Origin of the sequence: Leclercia sp. Colony189, assembly GCF_009740165.1 — a bacterium.
GTDB lineage: Bacteria > Pseudomonadota > Gammaproteobacteria > Enterobacterales > Enterobacteriaceae > Enterobacter.
On record NZ_CP046557.1, the window covers coordinates 4759238 to 4775893 of the forward strand.

Sequence of the window (16656 nt, forward strand, 5' to 3'; positions counted from 1 at the left end):
CGAGGGAATAAAAATGGAATGTATAAAATGTAAAATCATAGAAGCAAACAAAACGTCTGGATTGTGTGATGCTTGTGAGAAAGAGGAATTAAGCAAAATTAATGGACTACTGTATCTTCCTGCTTTGGGGCTCATCTTGGGTGTTATTGGTAGTGCTATTGGACTTTACAGCTTCACCATGACTGCATTCAATCATTTTAATGAAATTGGTTTTTTATCTTATTACGCTATGGGAGCATTTTCGTTTCTGATATATGGATTCATTATTTCTCTTTATGCAGCATGGTTGTTTTTTAGACACAAAAAAGGAACTCGAAAAATAATGATCACTTATTATGCAACAGGATTAATTATTGCTCTCTACTTTACTGTATTACCTGCTATTCTTTTTAACGTGCAGCTGAATTCAGATGACATAAGATTATTAGTAAGTGGAATACTTGGTGTGGTTATATGGATGCCTTATTTTATTTTTTCCAAAAGAATTAATATGGTTTTTTGTCGATAACTATATCTAACTTAATGACTTTGTTGTTGAGAATAACTTAATGAAGAAAAGTAAGGATACGCGTACGTGGCGGAGGTCATCGGGCACCGTTCCGGGCTGGAGGACGGCATGGAAAAAGCCGCGGCCCACGCGGTGGCGAATGCCGCCCTCGCCGCCATGCAGGGGCAGAGCGCCCTGGCGGGCGCAGCAGGTGCCGTGGCCGGGGAGCTGGCAGGCTCGATTGCGAAGGAGATGTACGGGAAGGAGGTGGCTGAGCTGAGTGAAAGCCAGAAGCAGACCATCAGCAGCCTGGCAACCATCGCGGCGGGTATTGCGGGCGGCCTGGCGGGTGACGGTACGGCTGCGGCAGTGGCCGGGGCGCAGAGCGGGAAGACGGTGGTTGAGAATAATTCGCTGGCGCATGTCCTGGCGGCTATAGAGGCCAACAAGCCGGGAACCGTTGATTCATGGACAAAAGAGCAGCAGGAGCAAATCAGGGAAGCGTGCAGTGGGAACCCACCTGTATCCTGTGAAACCGTTGTGACCGCGATTGGGTGCGCGAGCAGCGCAGGCTCGACGAGGCGGAAGTTATCGACCACCCTCCGGGCTAGCAGACAGTATGAAAAAGACGCCGCTTACGCCTCATACATTGAAGCGCATTCAAACCGTTGTATTCGCATTTGCGAGCCGCTTTCCAGATTCTAATCCTCATCACCATCCTCTGTTTTCATCTGCATAAAACCAGGCTATAACGCTGTGTATCCATACAGGAAAAGGGAGGCATCTATGGCACTGGAAAAGGGTATTAATAAACTGGTTCAGGAATTTATCACCGCAGGGCGACCTTCTTCTCGTCGCCAGAATATTGATGACCGGAGAGCGGGTTACGTTGCCAGTACAGTGCTTGCCGGAGAGAAAGAAACCCGTGTACAGGTGACAAAGCTTGAACTCGACGGAATTATTTTTCGCATATTCTCACCGCTCAATGCACCCGCAACGCTGCCTGCCGTTATCTATTATCATGGGGGTTGTTTTGTTAGTGGCGGCTTCGATACGCATGATAACCAGCTGCGTCAGCTGGCTTATTACGGCAACTGCCGGGTCATTGCGGTGCAATACCGGCTCGCACCAGAGCACACCTTTCCGGCTGCTCACGATGACGCTGAGAAAGGGGCAAACGTGCTCTGGCAAAACGCCGAACGGTTGGGGGTGGATAAAAACCGTATCACCCTTTGCGGAGACAGCGCGGGCGGACACCTGGCCCTGGTCACTGCGCTGCGGCTCAAAACCACGGGTTTGTGGCAGCCTGCACAGCTGATTCTTATCTATCCTATGCTCGACGCAACGGCCTGTTTTGAAAGCTACACCCGCAATGGTTCGGACTACGTGATTACCCGCGACACGCTACTCAGCGGTTACGACATGTATCTTCTTCATACCGAGCGCAAGCACCCCGAAGCCAGCCCATTGTGGCGGGACGATTTTTATGGCCTGCCGAAAACTCATATCATTACCGCCGAATATGACCCATTGTGCGACGAAGGCGAAGCCTTGCATCATCACCTGATCGATCAAGGGGTGAACTCTACCTGTCAACGCTGGTCTGGCGTGATTCACGGCTTCTTTCAACTGGGTGGGATTAGCCAGGCTGCCCGGGATGTTATTCAGGATATAGCCTGCCGAGCGAGTACCGCAGCAGGATCTCTGCATGGTGAGCAGACAAAGAAAACGAATTAAGAAAACCGATACTAACAATAAAGCAATTATGGTTTGCAGCCTCAAAATCTGAACACCAAAATTAATCGCCAAAACAATGTGATAAAGAATAAATAATTATCACATTCACTTCGTACCATCATTATTAAATATTACATTTCTTTGATTAATGGATTATATCAATGAATAAATTTTCTCTGGCGGTTTTACTGACAGCCTCTCTGACCAGCAGTCTGGCCGTTGCAAATAATCACACATTTTCTGTTGGCTTTGCGCACAGCGAGGCAACCGATTTTGACAATCTGAACGGCGTTAACGTCCAGTATCGGTATGAATTCAATTCACCTGTCAGCCTTCTGGGATCTTTCTCTTGGATGAAAGCCAACACAAAGCAGGATTATTTAGCAACCCGCGACATTGTTCACAATGATATAGACGTAAATTACTACTCTTTGCTGGCAGGACCGGCGTACCGCATTAATGACTATGTTTCACTCTATGCCCTCGGCGGTACCGCATGGGTAAAAGCGTCCGGGAATACCCGCTGGGTGAATTATGGTCATAATGAAGTGCACCATGACGGTATTTCCGAGCGATCAGCGTCTTTCGCCTGGGGAGTGGGAATGGTGATGAACCCGGTCGATAATCTCTCCATTAATCTCGGCTATGAAGGCACAAAAGCCAGTATGGATCGCGACTATTCAATTAATGGTTTTAACGTGGGCATGGGCTATCGTTTTTAAGTCATTAGCCTGACGATATGAAAATGAGAGTTACCTCTTTTACCACCGGTAACTCTCGAACCCGGACACTACTCCTCCTCGTTCCCGCCCTCTTCATACGCGCCATACGGCTTCGCAGGAAGAACGATATAGGTCCCTTCAAACACCGCGCCCGGTGTTTCATCGCCGAACAGTTCGACCTGCATCTGCACACGTGCCTTGCGGCCTCGCGCCAGGCGGTCGAGATCGCCACCCAGGGCACCCAGGTCGGCGACTGCGCTCGGCTTGCCGCTGATTGGCGCGCTGTAGCGAATATGGGCGTCGGCCAGAATGATGGTGCCACCAAGATGGCGCTCGCGCAGCATGAGCCAGATAAGCCCCCAACCGGTGAGCGTCGCCAGCGAGAAGAGGCTGCCGGCAAACAGGGTGTGGTGCGGGTTCTGGTTGCCGATCTCCGGCATGGTGGTGATAAATTTTTGCCCGGTGTACTGCTGAATGCGCACCCCCATCTTTTCGCTCAGGGGGATGTGCTGATACCAGGCCTGCTGTAGCTGTCCACACCAGTCGGCGCGGTGCAGAATATCATCCAGCGAGGCGATGGGTTTGATCATCAAAAAATGACGAATCGGGGTGGTTTGCGGGGTGGTGATTTCGCCCTGGTTTATGAAACCCAGCTTGGCAAAAAACTCTACCGCGTCTTCGCGCGCGCTACAGGTGACGCGCTTAACACCCTCCTGGCGGGCTACGGACTCCAGCGTCATCGCCATTAATGTGCCCAGACCTTTATCCTGTACGGAAGGGTGCACCGCCATAAAGCGGATAGAGGCTTCATTATCAGCATTGATATAGAGCCGCCCAACCGCGACAAGATTGCCCTCTTCATCCATCACCATCTGGTGATGCGCCATCGCGTCCCAGGCGTCGCGTTCCGACCCTTTCGGCTGATGTAATGGCTTACGTAACATCTCCCAGCGGAACTGGTAGTAAAGCGCTAACTCTTCTTCCGTTTGCGGTACTCGAAGGTGATACATAGCTGTACTCTCTCTGGTTACCCGCGGCCATACCGTCAGCTCACTCATATCTGGAGCCAGAAAGTGACAGGGCCATCATTTACCAGCGAAACCTGCATATCCGCAGCGAATCGTCCGGTCTGTGTATGCATCTCTTGCTGGCGGCAACGCTCAACAAAGTATTCATAGAGCGCTTCTGCCCGATCCGGCGCCGCCCCTTTAGAAAAGCTGGGGCGCATGCCGCGCTCGGTATCAGCCGCCAGCGTAAACTGTGAAACCACCAGCACGCTGCCACCCGCCTGCTGGACGTTAAGGTTCATCTTGCCATCCGCATCGCTGAAGATGCGGTAACCCAACACGCGTTCGCATAAGCGGTTGGCTTTTTGCTCGTCGTCATCCCTTTCGACACCTAACAGGACTAAAAGTCCCGGGCCAATTTCACCCGTCACTTCCCCCTCCACGGTGACGCTGGCACGGGTTACGCGCTGAATCAATGCAATCATGGTTGGTCTGCTTCTCGTTGTTTTTCGGCTTCTGCTGCTTTTTTTAGCTCGCGGTATACCCCGAGAGTGACAGTAATTTCCGCGCCAAGCAAGACGATACACCACGTCCAGTAAACCCAGAGGAACAAAATGGGGATCACTGCTAGCACGCCATAAATCAGTTGATAGGAGGGGAACATGGTGATGTAAAGCGCGAATCCTTTCTTGCCCAGTTCAAACAGCAGAGCGGCAACCAGCGCGCCCACCATCGCATCCCGGTTAGGCACGCGCGTCGTAGGCACAATACTGTATAGCAGCCAGAAAGCGAGCCAGGAGAGGAACAGCGGAAAGATCCGCAGCACATCGTCAATCACGCTGTTGAGATCGCTGGCCCAACGCAAAGAGAGCAGATAGGAACTGATCGCCAGACTGGCTCCAGCCAGTAATGGCCCCAGGGTCAGGATCATCCAGTAGACCGCAAACGAGTAAACTTTAGGCCGTGCGCGGGTGCTGCGCCAGATAGTGTTCAGGGCACTATCAATGGCGTACATCAGCAACAGCGCGGTGACAATAAGGCCCACCGCCCCGACCGCCGTCATCTTGCTGGAGTTAGCAACAAACTGCTCAATGTAGTTCTGGATGACATCCCCGGTTGCCGGCATAAAGTTGGCAAAGACAAAATGCCGCAGCTGCAGGCTAACGTCCGAAAACATCGGAAAGGCGGCGAAAAGCGCAAAGATGACCGCCACCAGCGGCACCAGAGAGAGCAACGACACGTAGGCAAGGTTGCCTGCCAGCGTGGTCATGTTGTCCTCATCAATGCGGTGCCAGAGGAGTTTTAGCCACGCACGCAGCGGCCTGGTGTGGTGGCTGGCTTTTTGATGAACGTTTTTTAGCATAACTGCTTCGCAAAGTAGTTCGGTATCGTCTCTTTTCCGGTCACCAGAATTGACGTGATACCTGCCTGGTTAGCTCCCTCTATATTATCGACGTTATCGTCAAAAAAGACGGCATCGGCGGCAGAGAATCCTTCCGCCTGCAGGACGGCCTGATAGATACGCGCCTCCGGCTTACGCATTCCCATCTCCTGAGAGAGATAGATCTTGTCCGCAGCCGCTTTCACTTCGGGATACTCTTCTGGCCAGAAGGTGGTGTGCAGACGATTGGTGTTGGAAAGTATCACCACCCGATGCCCCTGCTCGCGCAGTTTGTGCATGATGGCAATCACTTCAGGGCGGATACCGACAAAGACCGCCTGCCATCCATGGGAAAATTGCTCGTAACTGAGGGGGAGGGCCATCTCATGGCAGAGCTTTTCGGCAAAAACTTCATCCGAAATCTCACCGCGCTCATGCTGATGAAAAGCCTCGCCCATCGTAAAACTTTGTTTAAGCGTCGCCAGCGGCACGCGACTGAAATTACTCCAGGCGCCCAGCACGCGATTGAAGTCGATATCGACAATTACGTTTCCTAAATCAAAGATATAGAGCATTTCTCTCTCCTTGTTTGCCGTGAAAAGTAACTGTAGCGGGAAAGGAGATGTTTGGCTATGCGCCAGCTTCAGCTTAAAGAAAGGAACGGCCCGACGCTCACCGTCGGACCGGAAGAGGGTTAACCCGCCTGCTGTTCGTCGTTTGAATTGACTTCAATGACTTCAACTTTGCTCGATTTAAGGTGCGTTTGCAGCGCGGAGCCGGGTAGCTCGTCAGTAAAGAGCGCCGTCGCCTGCGCCACGTTACCAATTTCAACCGCAGCAGAGGCGTGATATTTCGTATGATCGGCCGCCAGTAAGATATGCCGGGCGTGGGCCATCATGGTTTTCACCACGCTGGCTTCATTGACATCGAACTCCATCATCGCGCCGTCTTGCTCGATCGCGCCGACGCTGGTCACCAGATAATCTGCGCGAAAGCCAGAGATGAACGCCGTGGCGGCAGGCCCGATAATGCCTCCATTGTGCGGGCGCAGCGTGCCGCCGGGGACCATCACCTCAAAACGTGGATTCTTATAAAGAATGTGCGCCACCCGCAGGCTGTTGGTGATGATGCGCAGATGATTATGGTTAAGCAGCGCCCGGGCAACATGCTCTACCGTCGTGCCAATGGTAATAAAAATGGTCGAGCCATCGGGAATGTAGTCGGCAATGGCTTCGGCTATCGCCCGCTTCTCTTCGGTCATGGAGACTTCGCGCTGCTCGAAGGCGGTGTTAACTACGCTGGATGCCCTGCCCGCGCCGCCATGATGACGCGTAATCAGCCCCTGCTGACTCAGCTTGCGAATATCCCGGCGCACCGTTTGCGTGGAGACATCCAGCAGTTGCGCCAGTTCATCAATGTTCATATAGCCACGGTCGGCAATCAGCGTTAGCAGCTGATCGTGACGCGGGTTGCCGGTCAGTTCGGTAAGGCTCATGGGCTGTCCTCTGAAAACCATCACGCCCCGCATTTTATACAAAAAGTGACAAAAAAGAGCGGGTTTGATCACAGTCAGGTATACCAGCCCGTCCGCCAGGCTTCGTGCATTTCAGTGCTGCAACAGCGCTGGCGAAGCGTACCGCTTCCAACGGAGATTGCTTTTGCCCCAGGCCAACCGCCAGCGCACCGTGGAAAACATCCCCCGCCCCGGTGGTATCAACCACCTCTACCTCAAAGCCCGGCTGATGACATAGCGCGCCGTTCTCCAGCCAGAAGCAACCGTCTCGCCCCTGGGTGACATACACATGTCCATTTGTGAGCGTTTGTGCTTTTTTCAGCGCCTCTTCGACTTCCTCCCGTTGCGTTAAACGCCGCAGTCCCGGCGCAGAGAAGGCTGCGTGATCGCTTAAGGTAATCAGCTCCGCGATATCCTGCGGGGTGACATCCGCATCAAGCAGGGTCGGCACGCCCTGCTGGCGGGCAAGGGTAAACGCCTCTCTGGCCCCTTCATGCCAGCGCACGTCTGCTAATACGACGTCCCACTGAGAGAAGTCGATTTCATGCAGCCAGTCTGCCGAAGCAGGGAGATCCGGGCTGGGATAGTTGGCAATAATGCGTTCCCCGCCTGCATCCACCAGCACGGCGGACTGGGACGAGCGGGCACCTTTCACGACGCGCGTATAGCGGGTATTCACCCCCAGGGATTCCAGCTCCGTGAGCAATCTTGTCCCGGTATCGTCGTCCCCCACCCGGCCAATAAAATCCACCTTCGCGCCCAGCTTTGCCGCCGCCACCGCCGCGGTTGCTGCCGGGCCGCCGCCCACTTCCGTATAATTTTTTGCGACATATTTCCCACCTTCCTTTGGTAAATCATCGAGATACCAGATGCGATCCAGCACGGTGATGCCAACACAAACGATGCGAGTCATGGTGATTCCTTCTGCGTTTTCTGTTGCGCTCATTTTAATTTCACCAAATGTTTAAAAAGTGACCCATGTCTATTTTTTGACTATAAATTACAAATACGATCAAAAACAGACAACATAAACGCGCAAAAATTGACACGATATGACAGGAGAGAGGCATGTCAGCAATCGCATTTATCGGTTTAGGGCAGATGGGCGCGCCAATGGCGAAGAATCTGTTGAAGCAAGGCCACCAGCTTCATGTCTTTGATGTGAACCCCCAGGCGGTTCAGACGCTGGTTGCAAGCGGTGCCCAGGCAGCAACTACGCCCGCGCAGGCTGCAATGGACGCCGAATTCGTTATCACCATGCTGCCCAACGGTGATCTGGTGCGCAGCGTACTGTTCGGCGAGCACGGCGTGTGCGAAGGGTTATCCCGCAATGCGCTGGTGATCGATATGTCCACCATTCATCCCCTGCAAACCGACGCCCTGATCCGCGACATGGCTGAACGCGGCTTCAGCCTGATGGATGTGCCCGTCGGGCGCACCTCTGACCACGCCATCGCCGGCACGCTGCTCCTGCTGGCAGGCGGTACGGCGCAGCAGGTTGAGCGCGCTACCCCCGTCTTAATGGCGATGGGCAATGAGCTGATTAACTCCGGCGGGCCGGGCATGGGCATCCGCGTGAAGCTCATCAATAACTACATGAGTATCGCCCTGAACGCCCTCTCTGCCGAGGCGGCCGTGCTGTGTGAAGCCCTCGGCCTCTCTTTCGAGGTGGCGCTGAAGGTGATGAGCGGCACCCCTGCGGGCAAAGGCCACTTCACCACCTCCTGGCCGAACAAGGTGCTGAAAGGGGATCTTTCTCCCGCCTTTATGATCGACCTTGCACATAAAGATCTGGGGATCGCTCTGGACGTGGCCAACCAGCTCCACGTTCCGATGCCGCTGGGCGCCGCCTCCCGCGAAGTTTACAACCAGGCCCGCGCCGCCGGGCGTGGGCGCGAAGACTGGACAGCCATTCTCGAACAGGTTCGCGCATCCGCCGGGCTGAAAAAATCACACTGATACGAAAGGACTGAGGAATGACGATGTACACCCTGAAAGATATCACCCGACCTTCCGGCGGTTTTGCCATGCTGGCCGTCGATCAGCGCGAAGCGATGCGCCTGATGTTTGCTGCGGCAGGCGCGCCGGTGCCGGTCACGGACCAGCATCTGACGGATTTTAAGGTCAACGCGGCGAAAATTCTGTCGCCATACGCCTCCGCGATCCTCGTCGACCAGCAGTTCTGCTATCGCCAGATCGTGGAGCAGCACGCGGTTGCGAAAAGCTGCGCGATGATTGTGGCCGCTGACGAGTTTATTCCGGGGAACGGTATTCCTGTCGACAGCGTGGTGATCGACAAGAATGTCGACGCGCAGGCGGTCAAACGCGATGGCGGCAAGGCGCTGAAGCTGCTGGTGCTGTGGCGCAGCGACGAAGATCCGCAGCAGCGTCTGGAGATGGTGAAGGCGTTCAACACGCTGTGTCACGACAACGGTCTGTTGAGCATTATCGAGCCGGTGGTGCGTCCGCCGCGCCGCGGTGCCGCGTTTAACCGCGAGCAGGCGATTATCGACGCGGCCAAAGAGCTGGGAGACAGCGGTGCCGATCTCTACAAAGTGGAGATGCCGCTGTTTGGCAAAGGCACGCAGCAGGCGCTGCTGGCGGCCTCGCAGAAGCTCAACGAACAGATCAACATGCCCTGGGTCATCCTCTCCTCCGGCGTGGACGACAAGCTCTTCCCGCGCGCCGTAAGCGTGGCGATGCAGGCGGGCGCGTCAGGCTTTTTAGCTGGTCGCGCCGTCTGGTCATCAGTGATTGGCCTGCCGGACACCGGGCTGATGCTCCGCGATATTTCTGTACCAAAACTACAGCGTCTGGGCGAGATCGTCGACGAAATGATGGCCCGCCGTTAAGAGAGGACCCGAATATGAAATGGTTTAACACCCTGAGCCATAACCGCTGGCTCGAACAAGAGACCGACCGCATTCTCGACTTCGGCAAAAACGCCGCCGTTCCCACCGGCTTTGGCTGGCTGGGCAATAACGGCCAGGTTCGCAGCGATATGGGCACGCATCTGTGGATCACCGCCCGTATGCTGCACGTCTACGCGGTGGCCGCCAATATGGGGCGCCCGGGTGCATACGCCCTGGTTGAGCACGGCATCAATGCCCTGAACGGCCCGCTGCGCGACAAACAGCATGGCGGCTGGTACGCCTGCGTTAACGATGAAGGGGTGATGGATGCCTCCAAGCAGGGCTATCAGCACTTCTTCGTGCTGCTCGGCGCGGCGAGCGCCGTTACCACCGGACATCCGCAGGCGCGCAAGCTGCTGGACGACGCCATCGAGGTGATTGAGCGCTACTTCTGGAGCGAACAGGAGCAAATGTGCCTGGAATCCTGGGACGAAGCCTTCAGCAAAACGGAAGATTACCGTGGCGGCAATGCCAATATGCACGCTGTGGAAGCCTTCCTCATCGTCTATGACGTCACCCACGATCGCAAATGGCTCGACCGCGCCCTGCGCATCGCCTCGGTGATTATTCACGACGTGGCGCGCAAGGGTGAGTATCGCGTTAACGAGCATTTTGACACCAACTGGAACCCGATCCGCGACTACAACATCGATAACCCTGCCCACCGTTTCCGCGCCTACGGCGGTACGCCGGGACACTGGATTGAGTGGGGCCGTCTGATGTTGCATCTGCGCGCCGCACTGGAAGCCCGCTTTGAAACCCCGCCAGCGTGGCTGCTGGAAGACGCAAAAGGACTGTTCCACGCCACCATCCGCGATGCCTGGGCGCCGGACGGGGCCGACGGCTTCGTCTACTCCGTCGGCTGGGATGGTAAGCCTATTGTGCGCGAACGCGTGCGCTGGCCGATCGTCGAAGCGATGGGCACGGCCTATGCCCTCTATACCGTGACCGGCGAGGCGCAGTACGAAGCCTGGTATCAGAAATGGTGGGATTACTGCATCAAATACCTGATGGATTACGAGAACGGCTCCTGGTGGCAGGAGCTGGACACCAACAACGAAGTGACCACCAAAGTCTGGGACGGCAAGCAGGATATTTACCACCTGCTGCACTGCCTGGTGATCCCCCGCCTGCCGCTGGCCCCGGGCTTAGCCCCTGCCGTAGCCGCCGGATTACTGGATAGCCAGGCCAAATAATAAAGACGGAGTTTTCTATGCGTACCCTACACAATATTGATCTGAAAAATAACGAACATGGCTTCACCCTGCGCTGGCAGGACCGTCTGATTTTATCCCACTCCACCGATGAACCTTGCCTGTGGATCGGCGCGGGCGTTGCCGATATCGAAATGTTTCGCGGCAACTTCAGCATCAAAGACAAGCTCAACGAAAAAATCGCCCTGACGGACGCGACCGTTACACAGCAAAGCGCAGGCTGGGCGATCCGCTTCACCCGTGGCGATGCGGTAAGCGCCACGCTGCTGGTAGATCTTGATACGGAAGGCCGCCTGACGTTAAAGCTCAAAAACGATGCCACCCGCCATAACCGCATCTGGCTGCGGCTGGCGGCCCAGCCTGAAGATCATATCTACGGCTGCGGGGAGCAGTTCTCCTACTTCGACCTGCGCGGCAAGCCGTTCCCGCTGTGGACCAGCGAACAGGGGGTGGGCCGCAATAAGCAGACTTACGTGACCTGGCAGGCCGACTGCAAAGAGAACGCGGGCGGGGATTACTACTGGACCTTCTTCCCGCAACCCACCTTTGTGAGCACCCAGAAGTACTACTGCCACGTGGATAACAGCTGCTACATGAACTTCGACTTCAGTGCGCCAGACTTCCACGAGCTGGCGTTCTGGGAAGATAACGCCACGCTGCGCTTCGACTGCGCAGAAACCTATGTCGATCTGCTGGAAAAACTCACCGGCCTGCTGGGGCGTCAGCCGGAGCTGCCGGACTGGGTTTACGACGGGGTGACGCTGGGTATTCAGGGCGGCACCGACGTGTGCCAGCAGAAGCTCGACCTCATGCGCGAAGGCGGCGTGAAGGTGAACGCCATCTGGGCGCAGGACTGGTCCGGCATCCGCATGACCTCCTTCGGCAAACGCGTGATGTGGAACTGGAAGTGGAACAGCGAGCTCTATCCGCAGCTTGATGAGCGTATTGCGCAGTGGAAACAGGAAGGGGTACAGTTCCTCTCCTATATCAACCCCTACGTCGCCAGCGACAAAGATCTCTGCGAAGAGGCGGCAAAACGCGGCTATCTGACCAAAAATGCCGACGGCAAGGAGTACCACGTCGAGTTCGGCGAGTTCTACGCGGGCGTAATCGACCTGACCAACCCGGAAGCCTACGGTTGGTACAAAGAGGTGATCAAAAAGAACCTGATCGAGCTGGGCTGCGGCGGCTGGATGGCCGATTTTGGCGAATATCTGCCAACCGATACCTTCCTGCACAACGGCGTCAGCGCGGAGATCATGCATAACGCCTGGCCTGCCCTGTGGGCGAAATGTAACTACGAGGCGCTGGAAGAGACCGGCAAGCTCGGCGAGATCCTGTTCTTCATGCGCGCGGGTTATACCGGCAGCCAGAAGCACTCGGTGATGATGTGGGCGGGAGATCAGAACGTCGACTGGAGCCTGGACGACGGTCTGGCGTCCGTCGTACCTGCTGCGCTGTCTCTGGCGATGACCGGTCACGGGCTGCACCACAGCGACATCGGCGGCTATACCACCCTGTTCGAGATGAAACGCACCAAAGAGCTGCTGCTGCGCTGGTGCGATTTCAGCGCCTTTACGCCGATGATGCGTACCCACGAAGGCAACCGTCCTGGCGACAACTGGCAGTTCGATGGCGACGCCGAAACCATCGCTCACTTTGCGCGTATGACCACCGTCTTCACCACCCTGAAACCGTATATCAAAGCTGCCGTCGCGCAGAACGCGAAAAGCGGCCTGCCGGTGATGCGCCCGCTGTTCCTGCACTATGAAGAGGACGCGCGCGCCTACACGCTGAAATACCAGTATCTGTTTGGCCGCGATCTGCTGGTGGCGCCCGTGTATGAAGAGGGCCGCCATGACTGGTCGCTCTATCTGCCGCAGGACAGCTGGGTGAATGCGTGGACGGGTGAAACCTGCCAGGGCGGTGACATAACCGTTGAGGCCCCACTCGGCAAACCGCCGGTCTTCTATCGCCAGCAAAGCGAATGGGCAGATCTGTTTAGCACCTTACGTCATATCTGATAAGGCTCGCCCGCGGGGAGACCTGCGGGCAGACGGAGAACAATAATGAGTCAACATACTTCTGATCCGGCAACCCTACGCCTGCCGTTTAAAGAAAAACTCGCCTACGGGATGGGCGATCTCGGCTCTAACATCCTGCTGGATATCGGCACGCTCTATCTGCTGAAGTTCTACACCGATGTGCTGGGCCTGCCGGGGACCTACGGCGGGATCATCTTCCTGATTGCCAAGTTCTTTACCGCCTTCACCGATATGGGCACCGGGATCATGCTCGACGCCCGGCGCAAGATCGGCCCGAAAGGAAAATTCCGCCCGTTCGTACTGTATGCCGCCTTCCCGGTGACGCTGCTGGCGATTGCCAACTTCGTCGGCACGCCGTTTGAAATCACCGGTAAAACGGTGATGGCGACGGTGCTCTTCATGCTGTACGGCCTGTTCTTCAGCATGATGAACTGCTCTTACGGCGCGATGGTGCCCGCCATTACCAAAAACCCGGACGAGCGCGCCTCGCTGGCCGCCTGGCGTCAGGGCGGTGCCACGCTTGGCCTGCTGCTCTGTACCGTCGGTTTTGTCCCGGTAATGAACCTGATTGAGGGCAATGACCAGCTTGGCTATATCTTTGCCGCCACCCTTTTCTCGCTGTTCGGGCTGTTCTTTATGTGGTGGTGCTATAAGGGCGTGACCGAGCGTTACGTCGAAACGCAGCCTGCTAATCCGGCGCAAAAACCGGGACTGTTGCAGTCGTTTCGCGCCATCGCCGGGAACCGTCCGCTGTTTATTCTCTGCATCGCCAACCTCTGCACGCTGGGTGCCTTTAACGTCAAGCTCGCCATTCAGGTTTACTACACGCAGTACGTGCTGAACGACCCGATCCTGCTGTCATACATGGGCTTCTTCAGCATGGGCTGTATTTTTATCGGCGTCTTTATGATGCCCGGCGCGGTGCGGCGCTTCGGCAAGAAAAAGGTCTATATCAGCGGGCTGATGATTTGGGTGGCGGGCGATCTGCTCAACTACTTCTTCGGCAGTGGCTCGGTGAGCTTTGTGGCGTTCTCCTGTCTGGCCTTCTTTGGCTCCGCATTTGTGAACAGCCTGAACTGGGCGCTGGTGTCCGATACCGTGGAATATGGCGAGTGGCGCACCGGCGTGCGCTCTGAGGGGACGGTTTACACCGGCTTTACCTTCTTCAGGAAGGTATCCCAGGCACTGGCGGGCTTCTTCCCGGGGATGATGCTTACGCAGATCGGCTATGTGCCCAACGTGGTGCAATCCGCCGGGACCGTTGAAGGGCTGCGGCAGCTGATATTTATCTACCCCAGCCTGCTGGCAGTCATCACCATCGTGGCGATGGGCTGTTTCTACAACCTCAACGAAAAGATGTATGTGCGCATCGTGGAAGAGATCGAACTGCGTAAACGTACCGCATAAATGACGAGATGGAGCGCCCTATGGGCGCTCTGAGGATCGACCATGACACATAACACTGATCCGTTAACCCTGAAATTGAGCCTGCGAGAGAAGTGCGCCTACGGGATGGGCGATTTTGGCTCGAATCTGATGCTCTGTATCGGCACGCTCTATCTGCTGAAGTTTTACACCGACGAACTGGGCATGCCCGCGTTCTATGGTGGCATTATTTTTTTGGTGGCGAAGTTCTTTACCGCCTTTACCGACATGCTGACCGGCGTGCTGGTGGACTCCCGGCGAAATATCGGCGCACGGGGAAAATTCCGGCCCTTTATTCTCTATGCTTCGGTACCCGTTGCGCTGGTTGCCGCGGCGCAGTTTATGGCTAACGACTTTAGCCTGACGGTGAAAACGGCTATCGCCACCGTGCTCTTTATGATGTTCGGCCTCTGCTATAGCCTGATGAACTGCGCCTACGGTGCGATGGTCCCGGCCATCACCAAAAACCCGAACGAGCGCGCGCAGCTGGCGGCGTGGCGTCAGGGCGGCGCAACGGTGGGGTTGTTGCTCTGCACCGTCGGCTTTATGCCCATTCAGGCGCTGTTCGTCAGCCAGCCCTCCCTCGGCTATCTGGTTGCCGCTCTGGTGTTTGTCACAGGCGGGCTGTTCTGCATGTGGTGGTGCTATAGCGGCGTGAAAGAGCGCTATGTGGAGATCACACCCGATCACCATAAACCCGGCATTCTGAAATCGTTCTGCGCGATTTTCCGCAACCCGCCGCTGCTGGTCTTATGCATCGCCAACCTCTGTACCCTTGCCGCCTTTAACATCAAGCTGGCGATTCAGGTCTATTACACCCAGTACGTGCTGAACGATCTGCACCTGCTGTCGTGGATGGGCTTTTTCAGCATGGGCTGTATTCTGGTCGGCGTGTTTCTGGTGCCCGGCGCGGTTAAGCGTTTCGGCAAAAAACCGGTTTACCTGGGCGGGCTGACGCTATGGGCGGTGGGCGACGTGCTGAACTTCTTCTGGGGGAGCAACTCCCTGCTGTTTGTGCTCTTTTCCTGTATGGCCTTTTTCGGCACCGCTTTCGTCAACAGTCTGAACTGGGCCCTGGTGCCGGATACCGTTGATTATGGCGAGTGGAAAACCGGCATTCGCGCCGAAGGGTCGGTTTATACCGGCTATACCTTCTCGCGCAAAATCTCCGCGGCCCTCGCCGGTTTCTTGCCTGGCATTATGCTGACCCAGATCGGTTACGTGCCCCATGCGGTGCAGAGCGCAGGCACGCTGCTGGGGCTGCGCCAGCTTATTTTTCTCTGGCCCTGCGGCCTGGCGATTATCGCCGCCATCACGATGGGACTCTTTTATAAACTCAACGAAGCGCGCTTCGCCTTTATTATTGAGGAGATTGCAAACCGAAAAAAACCATCAGCGAATACCCCTGAGATAACCACCAACGATAAAGCGTCAGCAGTCACTTTATAACAATAAATCCGGCCATTAATCCCTTCCCTCTCTATGGGAGGGGTGGCCTTTCTTTATCTGTTACATGGATAAGTTATGAAAAAAATCATTACTGTACTGATCGTGTCGTCTGTCTCCTGCCCGGTATTTGCCGGGGCGTATGTCGAAACACGAGAAGCATACAATACGGCCTCCGAGCTACATGAGGTGATCCTGCGAGCCGGCTATAACTTCGATATGGGCGCGGGGCTGATGTTCACCAACGCTTATAACGTGGGGAAATGGGATGAGCTTAAGCACAGCTATAACGAAATAGAGGGGTGGTATCCGCTCTTTAAACCCACCGACAAACTCACTTTCCAGCCGGGCGGTTTAATTAACGACAGCAGCGCAGGGTCGGGCGGCGCTGTTTATTTAGATACCAACTACAAATTTACGGATGGGTTCAATCTGACGTTCCGCTATCGCTATAACCACAACAATTACGATACGCCGGACTATAACGGGCAGATGGATAAGAACGACACGCACGAGTTTGCTAACTACTGGAATTTTAAAGTGGCGGATGCGTTTTTCTACACCTTTGAGCCGCACTTTTTCCAGCGGGTAAATGATTACCACAGTAAGAATGGCAAAGATCACCACTGGGAAATAACGAACAAGTTCAGCTATAAAATCGACAGAAACTGGCTGCCGTACCTCGAACTCCAGTGGCTGGACAGATGGAATGATTACAACCGCGAGCAGTACCGAATCCGTCTGGGCGTGCGGTACGCGTTCTAATA

At 55.4% G+C, this 16656-nt stretch carries 16 protein-coding genes and 1 pseudogene; 11 read left to right on the top strand and 6 right to left on the bottom strand.

What is annotated here, in order from left to right; genetic code table 11:
- The first annotated feature begins 13 nt into the window (after positions 1–13).
- The 4 genes and pseudogenes from GNG29_RS22705 to GNG29_RS22720 all read left to right on the top strand — a co-directional run bounded on the left by GNG29_RS22705 (position 14) and on the right by GNG29_RS22720 (position 2946).
- Positions 14–508 carry a DUF2569 domain-containing protein gene (locus tag GNG29_RS22705; protein ID WP_156655394.1) on the top strand — a complete coding sequence of 165 codons (495 nt, stop codon included), beginning with the start codon at positions 14–16 and terminating at the stop codon, positions 506–508.
- A 63-nt stretch (positions 509–571) separates the two neighbouring features.
- Positions 572–907, top strand: a pseudogene (locus GNG29_RS23555) (VENN motif pre-toxin domain-containing protein); the annotation flags it as partial.
- 366 nt (positions 908–1273) lie between these two features.
- Complete coding sequence (locus GNG29_RS22715) at positions 1274–2224, top strand: alpha/beta hydrolase (RefSeq protein WP_156655395.1); 951 nt, start codon at positions 1274–1276, stop codon at positions 2222–2224.
- Positions 2225–2385: 161 nt separating this feature from the next.
- Entirely contained in the window at positions 2386–2946 is a 561-nt protein-coding gene (locus tag GNG29_RS22720; protein WP_156655397.1) for an Ail/Lom family outer membrane beta-barrel protein, read from the top strand.
- A 68-nt stretch (positions 2947–3014) separates the two neighbouring features.
- On the opposite strand, the gene fabY is transcribed toward GNG29_RS22720, so the two are convergent.
- From fabY to GNG29_RS22750, 6 genes are all read right to left on the bottom strand, one after another.
- Entirely contained in the window at positions 3015–3956 is a 942-nt protein-coding gene (gene fabY / locus GNG29_RS22725; protein ID WP_032615389.1) for a fatty acid biosynthesis protein FabY, read from the bottom strand.
- Positions 3957–4000: 44 nt separating this feature from the next.
- Positions 4001–4438 (bottom strand): D-aminoacyl-tRNA deacylase, encoded by a 438-nt coding sequence (gene dtd, locus GNG29_RS22730; protein ID WP_103177564.1) that lies wholly within the window; start codon positions 4436–4438, stop codon positions 4001–4003.
- Complete coding sequence (locus GNG29_RS22735; protein ID WP_114316354.1) at positions 4435–5316, bottom strand: virulence factor BrkB family protein; 882 nt, start codon at positions 5314–5316, stop codon at positions 4435–4437. The genes dtd and GNG29_RS22735 overlap by 4 nt, the downstream gene beginning before the upstream one ends.
- On the bottom strand, positions 5310–5909 hold the full coding sequence (gene yihX, locus GNG29_RS22740; protein WP_103177566.1) for a glucose-1-phosphatase: 600 nt from the start codon (positions 5907–5909) through the stop codon (positions 5310–5312). Before yihX ends, GNG29_RS22735 begins: the two co-directional genes overlap by 7 nt.
- A 119-nt stretch (positions 5910–6028) precedes the next feature.
- Positions 6029–6829: a DeoR/GlpR family DNA-binding transcription regulator gene (locus GNG29_RS22745; RefSeq protein ID WP_156655399.1), complete on the bottom strand. Its 801-nt coding sequence runs from the start codon at positions 6827–6829 to the stop codon at positions 6029–6031.
- Positions 6830–6863: 34 nt separating this feature from the next.
- Complete coding sequence (locus GNG29_RS22750; RefSeq protein WP_156655400.1) at positions 6864–7760, bottom strand: sugar kinase; 897 nt, start codon at positions 7758–7760, stop codon at positions 6864–6866.
- A 155-nt stretch (positions 7761–7915) separates the two neighbouring features.
- Here GNG29_RS22750 and yihU point away from each other — a divergent pair, with 155 nt between their 5' ends.
- The 7 genes from yihU to ompL all read left to right on the top strand — a co-directional run bounded on the left by yihU (position 7916) and on the right by ompL (position 16654).
- Positions 7916–8806 (top strand): sulfolactaldehyde 3-reductase, encoded by an 891-nt coding sequence (yihU, locus tag GNG29_RS22755; protein ID WP_156655402.1) that lies wholly within the window; start codon positions 7916–7918, stop codon positions 8804–8806.
- Positions 8807–8823: 17 nt separating this feature from the next.
- A complete protein-coding gene (yihT, locus tag GNG29_RS22760) occupies positions 8824–9699 on the top strand; it encodes a sulfofructosephosphate aldolase (protein WP_103177570.1) in 876 nt (291 codons plus the stop codon).
- A gap of 14 nt (positions 9700–9713) precedes the next feature.
- Positions 9714–10955 (top strand): sulfoquinovose isomerase, encoded by a 1242-nt coding sequence (gene yihS, locus GNG29_RS22765; protein ID WP_156655404.1) that lies wholly within the window; start codon positions 9714–9716, stop codon positions 10953–10955.
- Between the two features lie 17 nt (positions 10956–10972).
- Positions 10973–12997 (top strand): alpha-glucosidase, encoded by a 2025-nt coding sequence (locus GNG29_RS22770; RefSeq protein ID WP_156655406.1) that lies wholly within the window; start codon positions 10973–10975, stop codon positions 12995–12997.
- Positions 12998–13042: 45 nt separating this feature from the next.
- Positions 13043–14425: an MFS transporter gene (locus GNG29_RS22775; protein WP_156655408.1), complete on the top strand. Its 1383-nt coding sequence runs from the start codon at positions 13043–13045 to the stop codon at positions 14423–14425.
- Between the two features lie 42 nt (positions 14426–14467).
- Positions 14468–15892 (top strand): MFS transporter, encoded by a 1425-nt coding sequence (locus tag GNG29_RS22780; RefSeq protein ID WP_156655409.1) that lies wholly within the window; start codon positions 14468–14470, stop codon positions 15890–15892.
- A 75-nt stretch (positions 15893–15967) separates the two neighbouring features.
- Positions 15968–16654, top strand: coding sequence for a porin OmpL (ompL, locus tag GNG29_RS22785; protein WP_156655411.1), 687 nt, complete (start codon positions 15968–15970; stop codon positions 16652–16654).
- Positions 16655–16656: the final 2 nt, after the last annotated feature.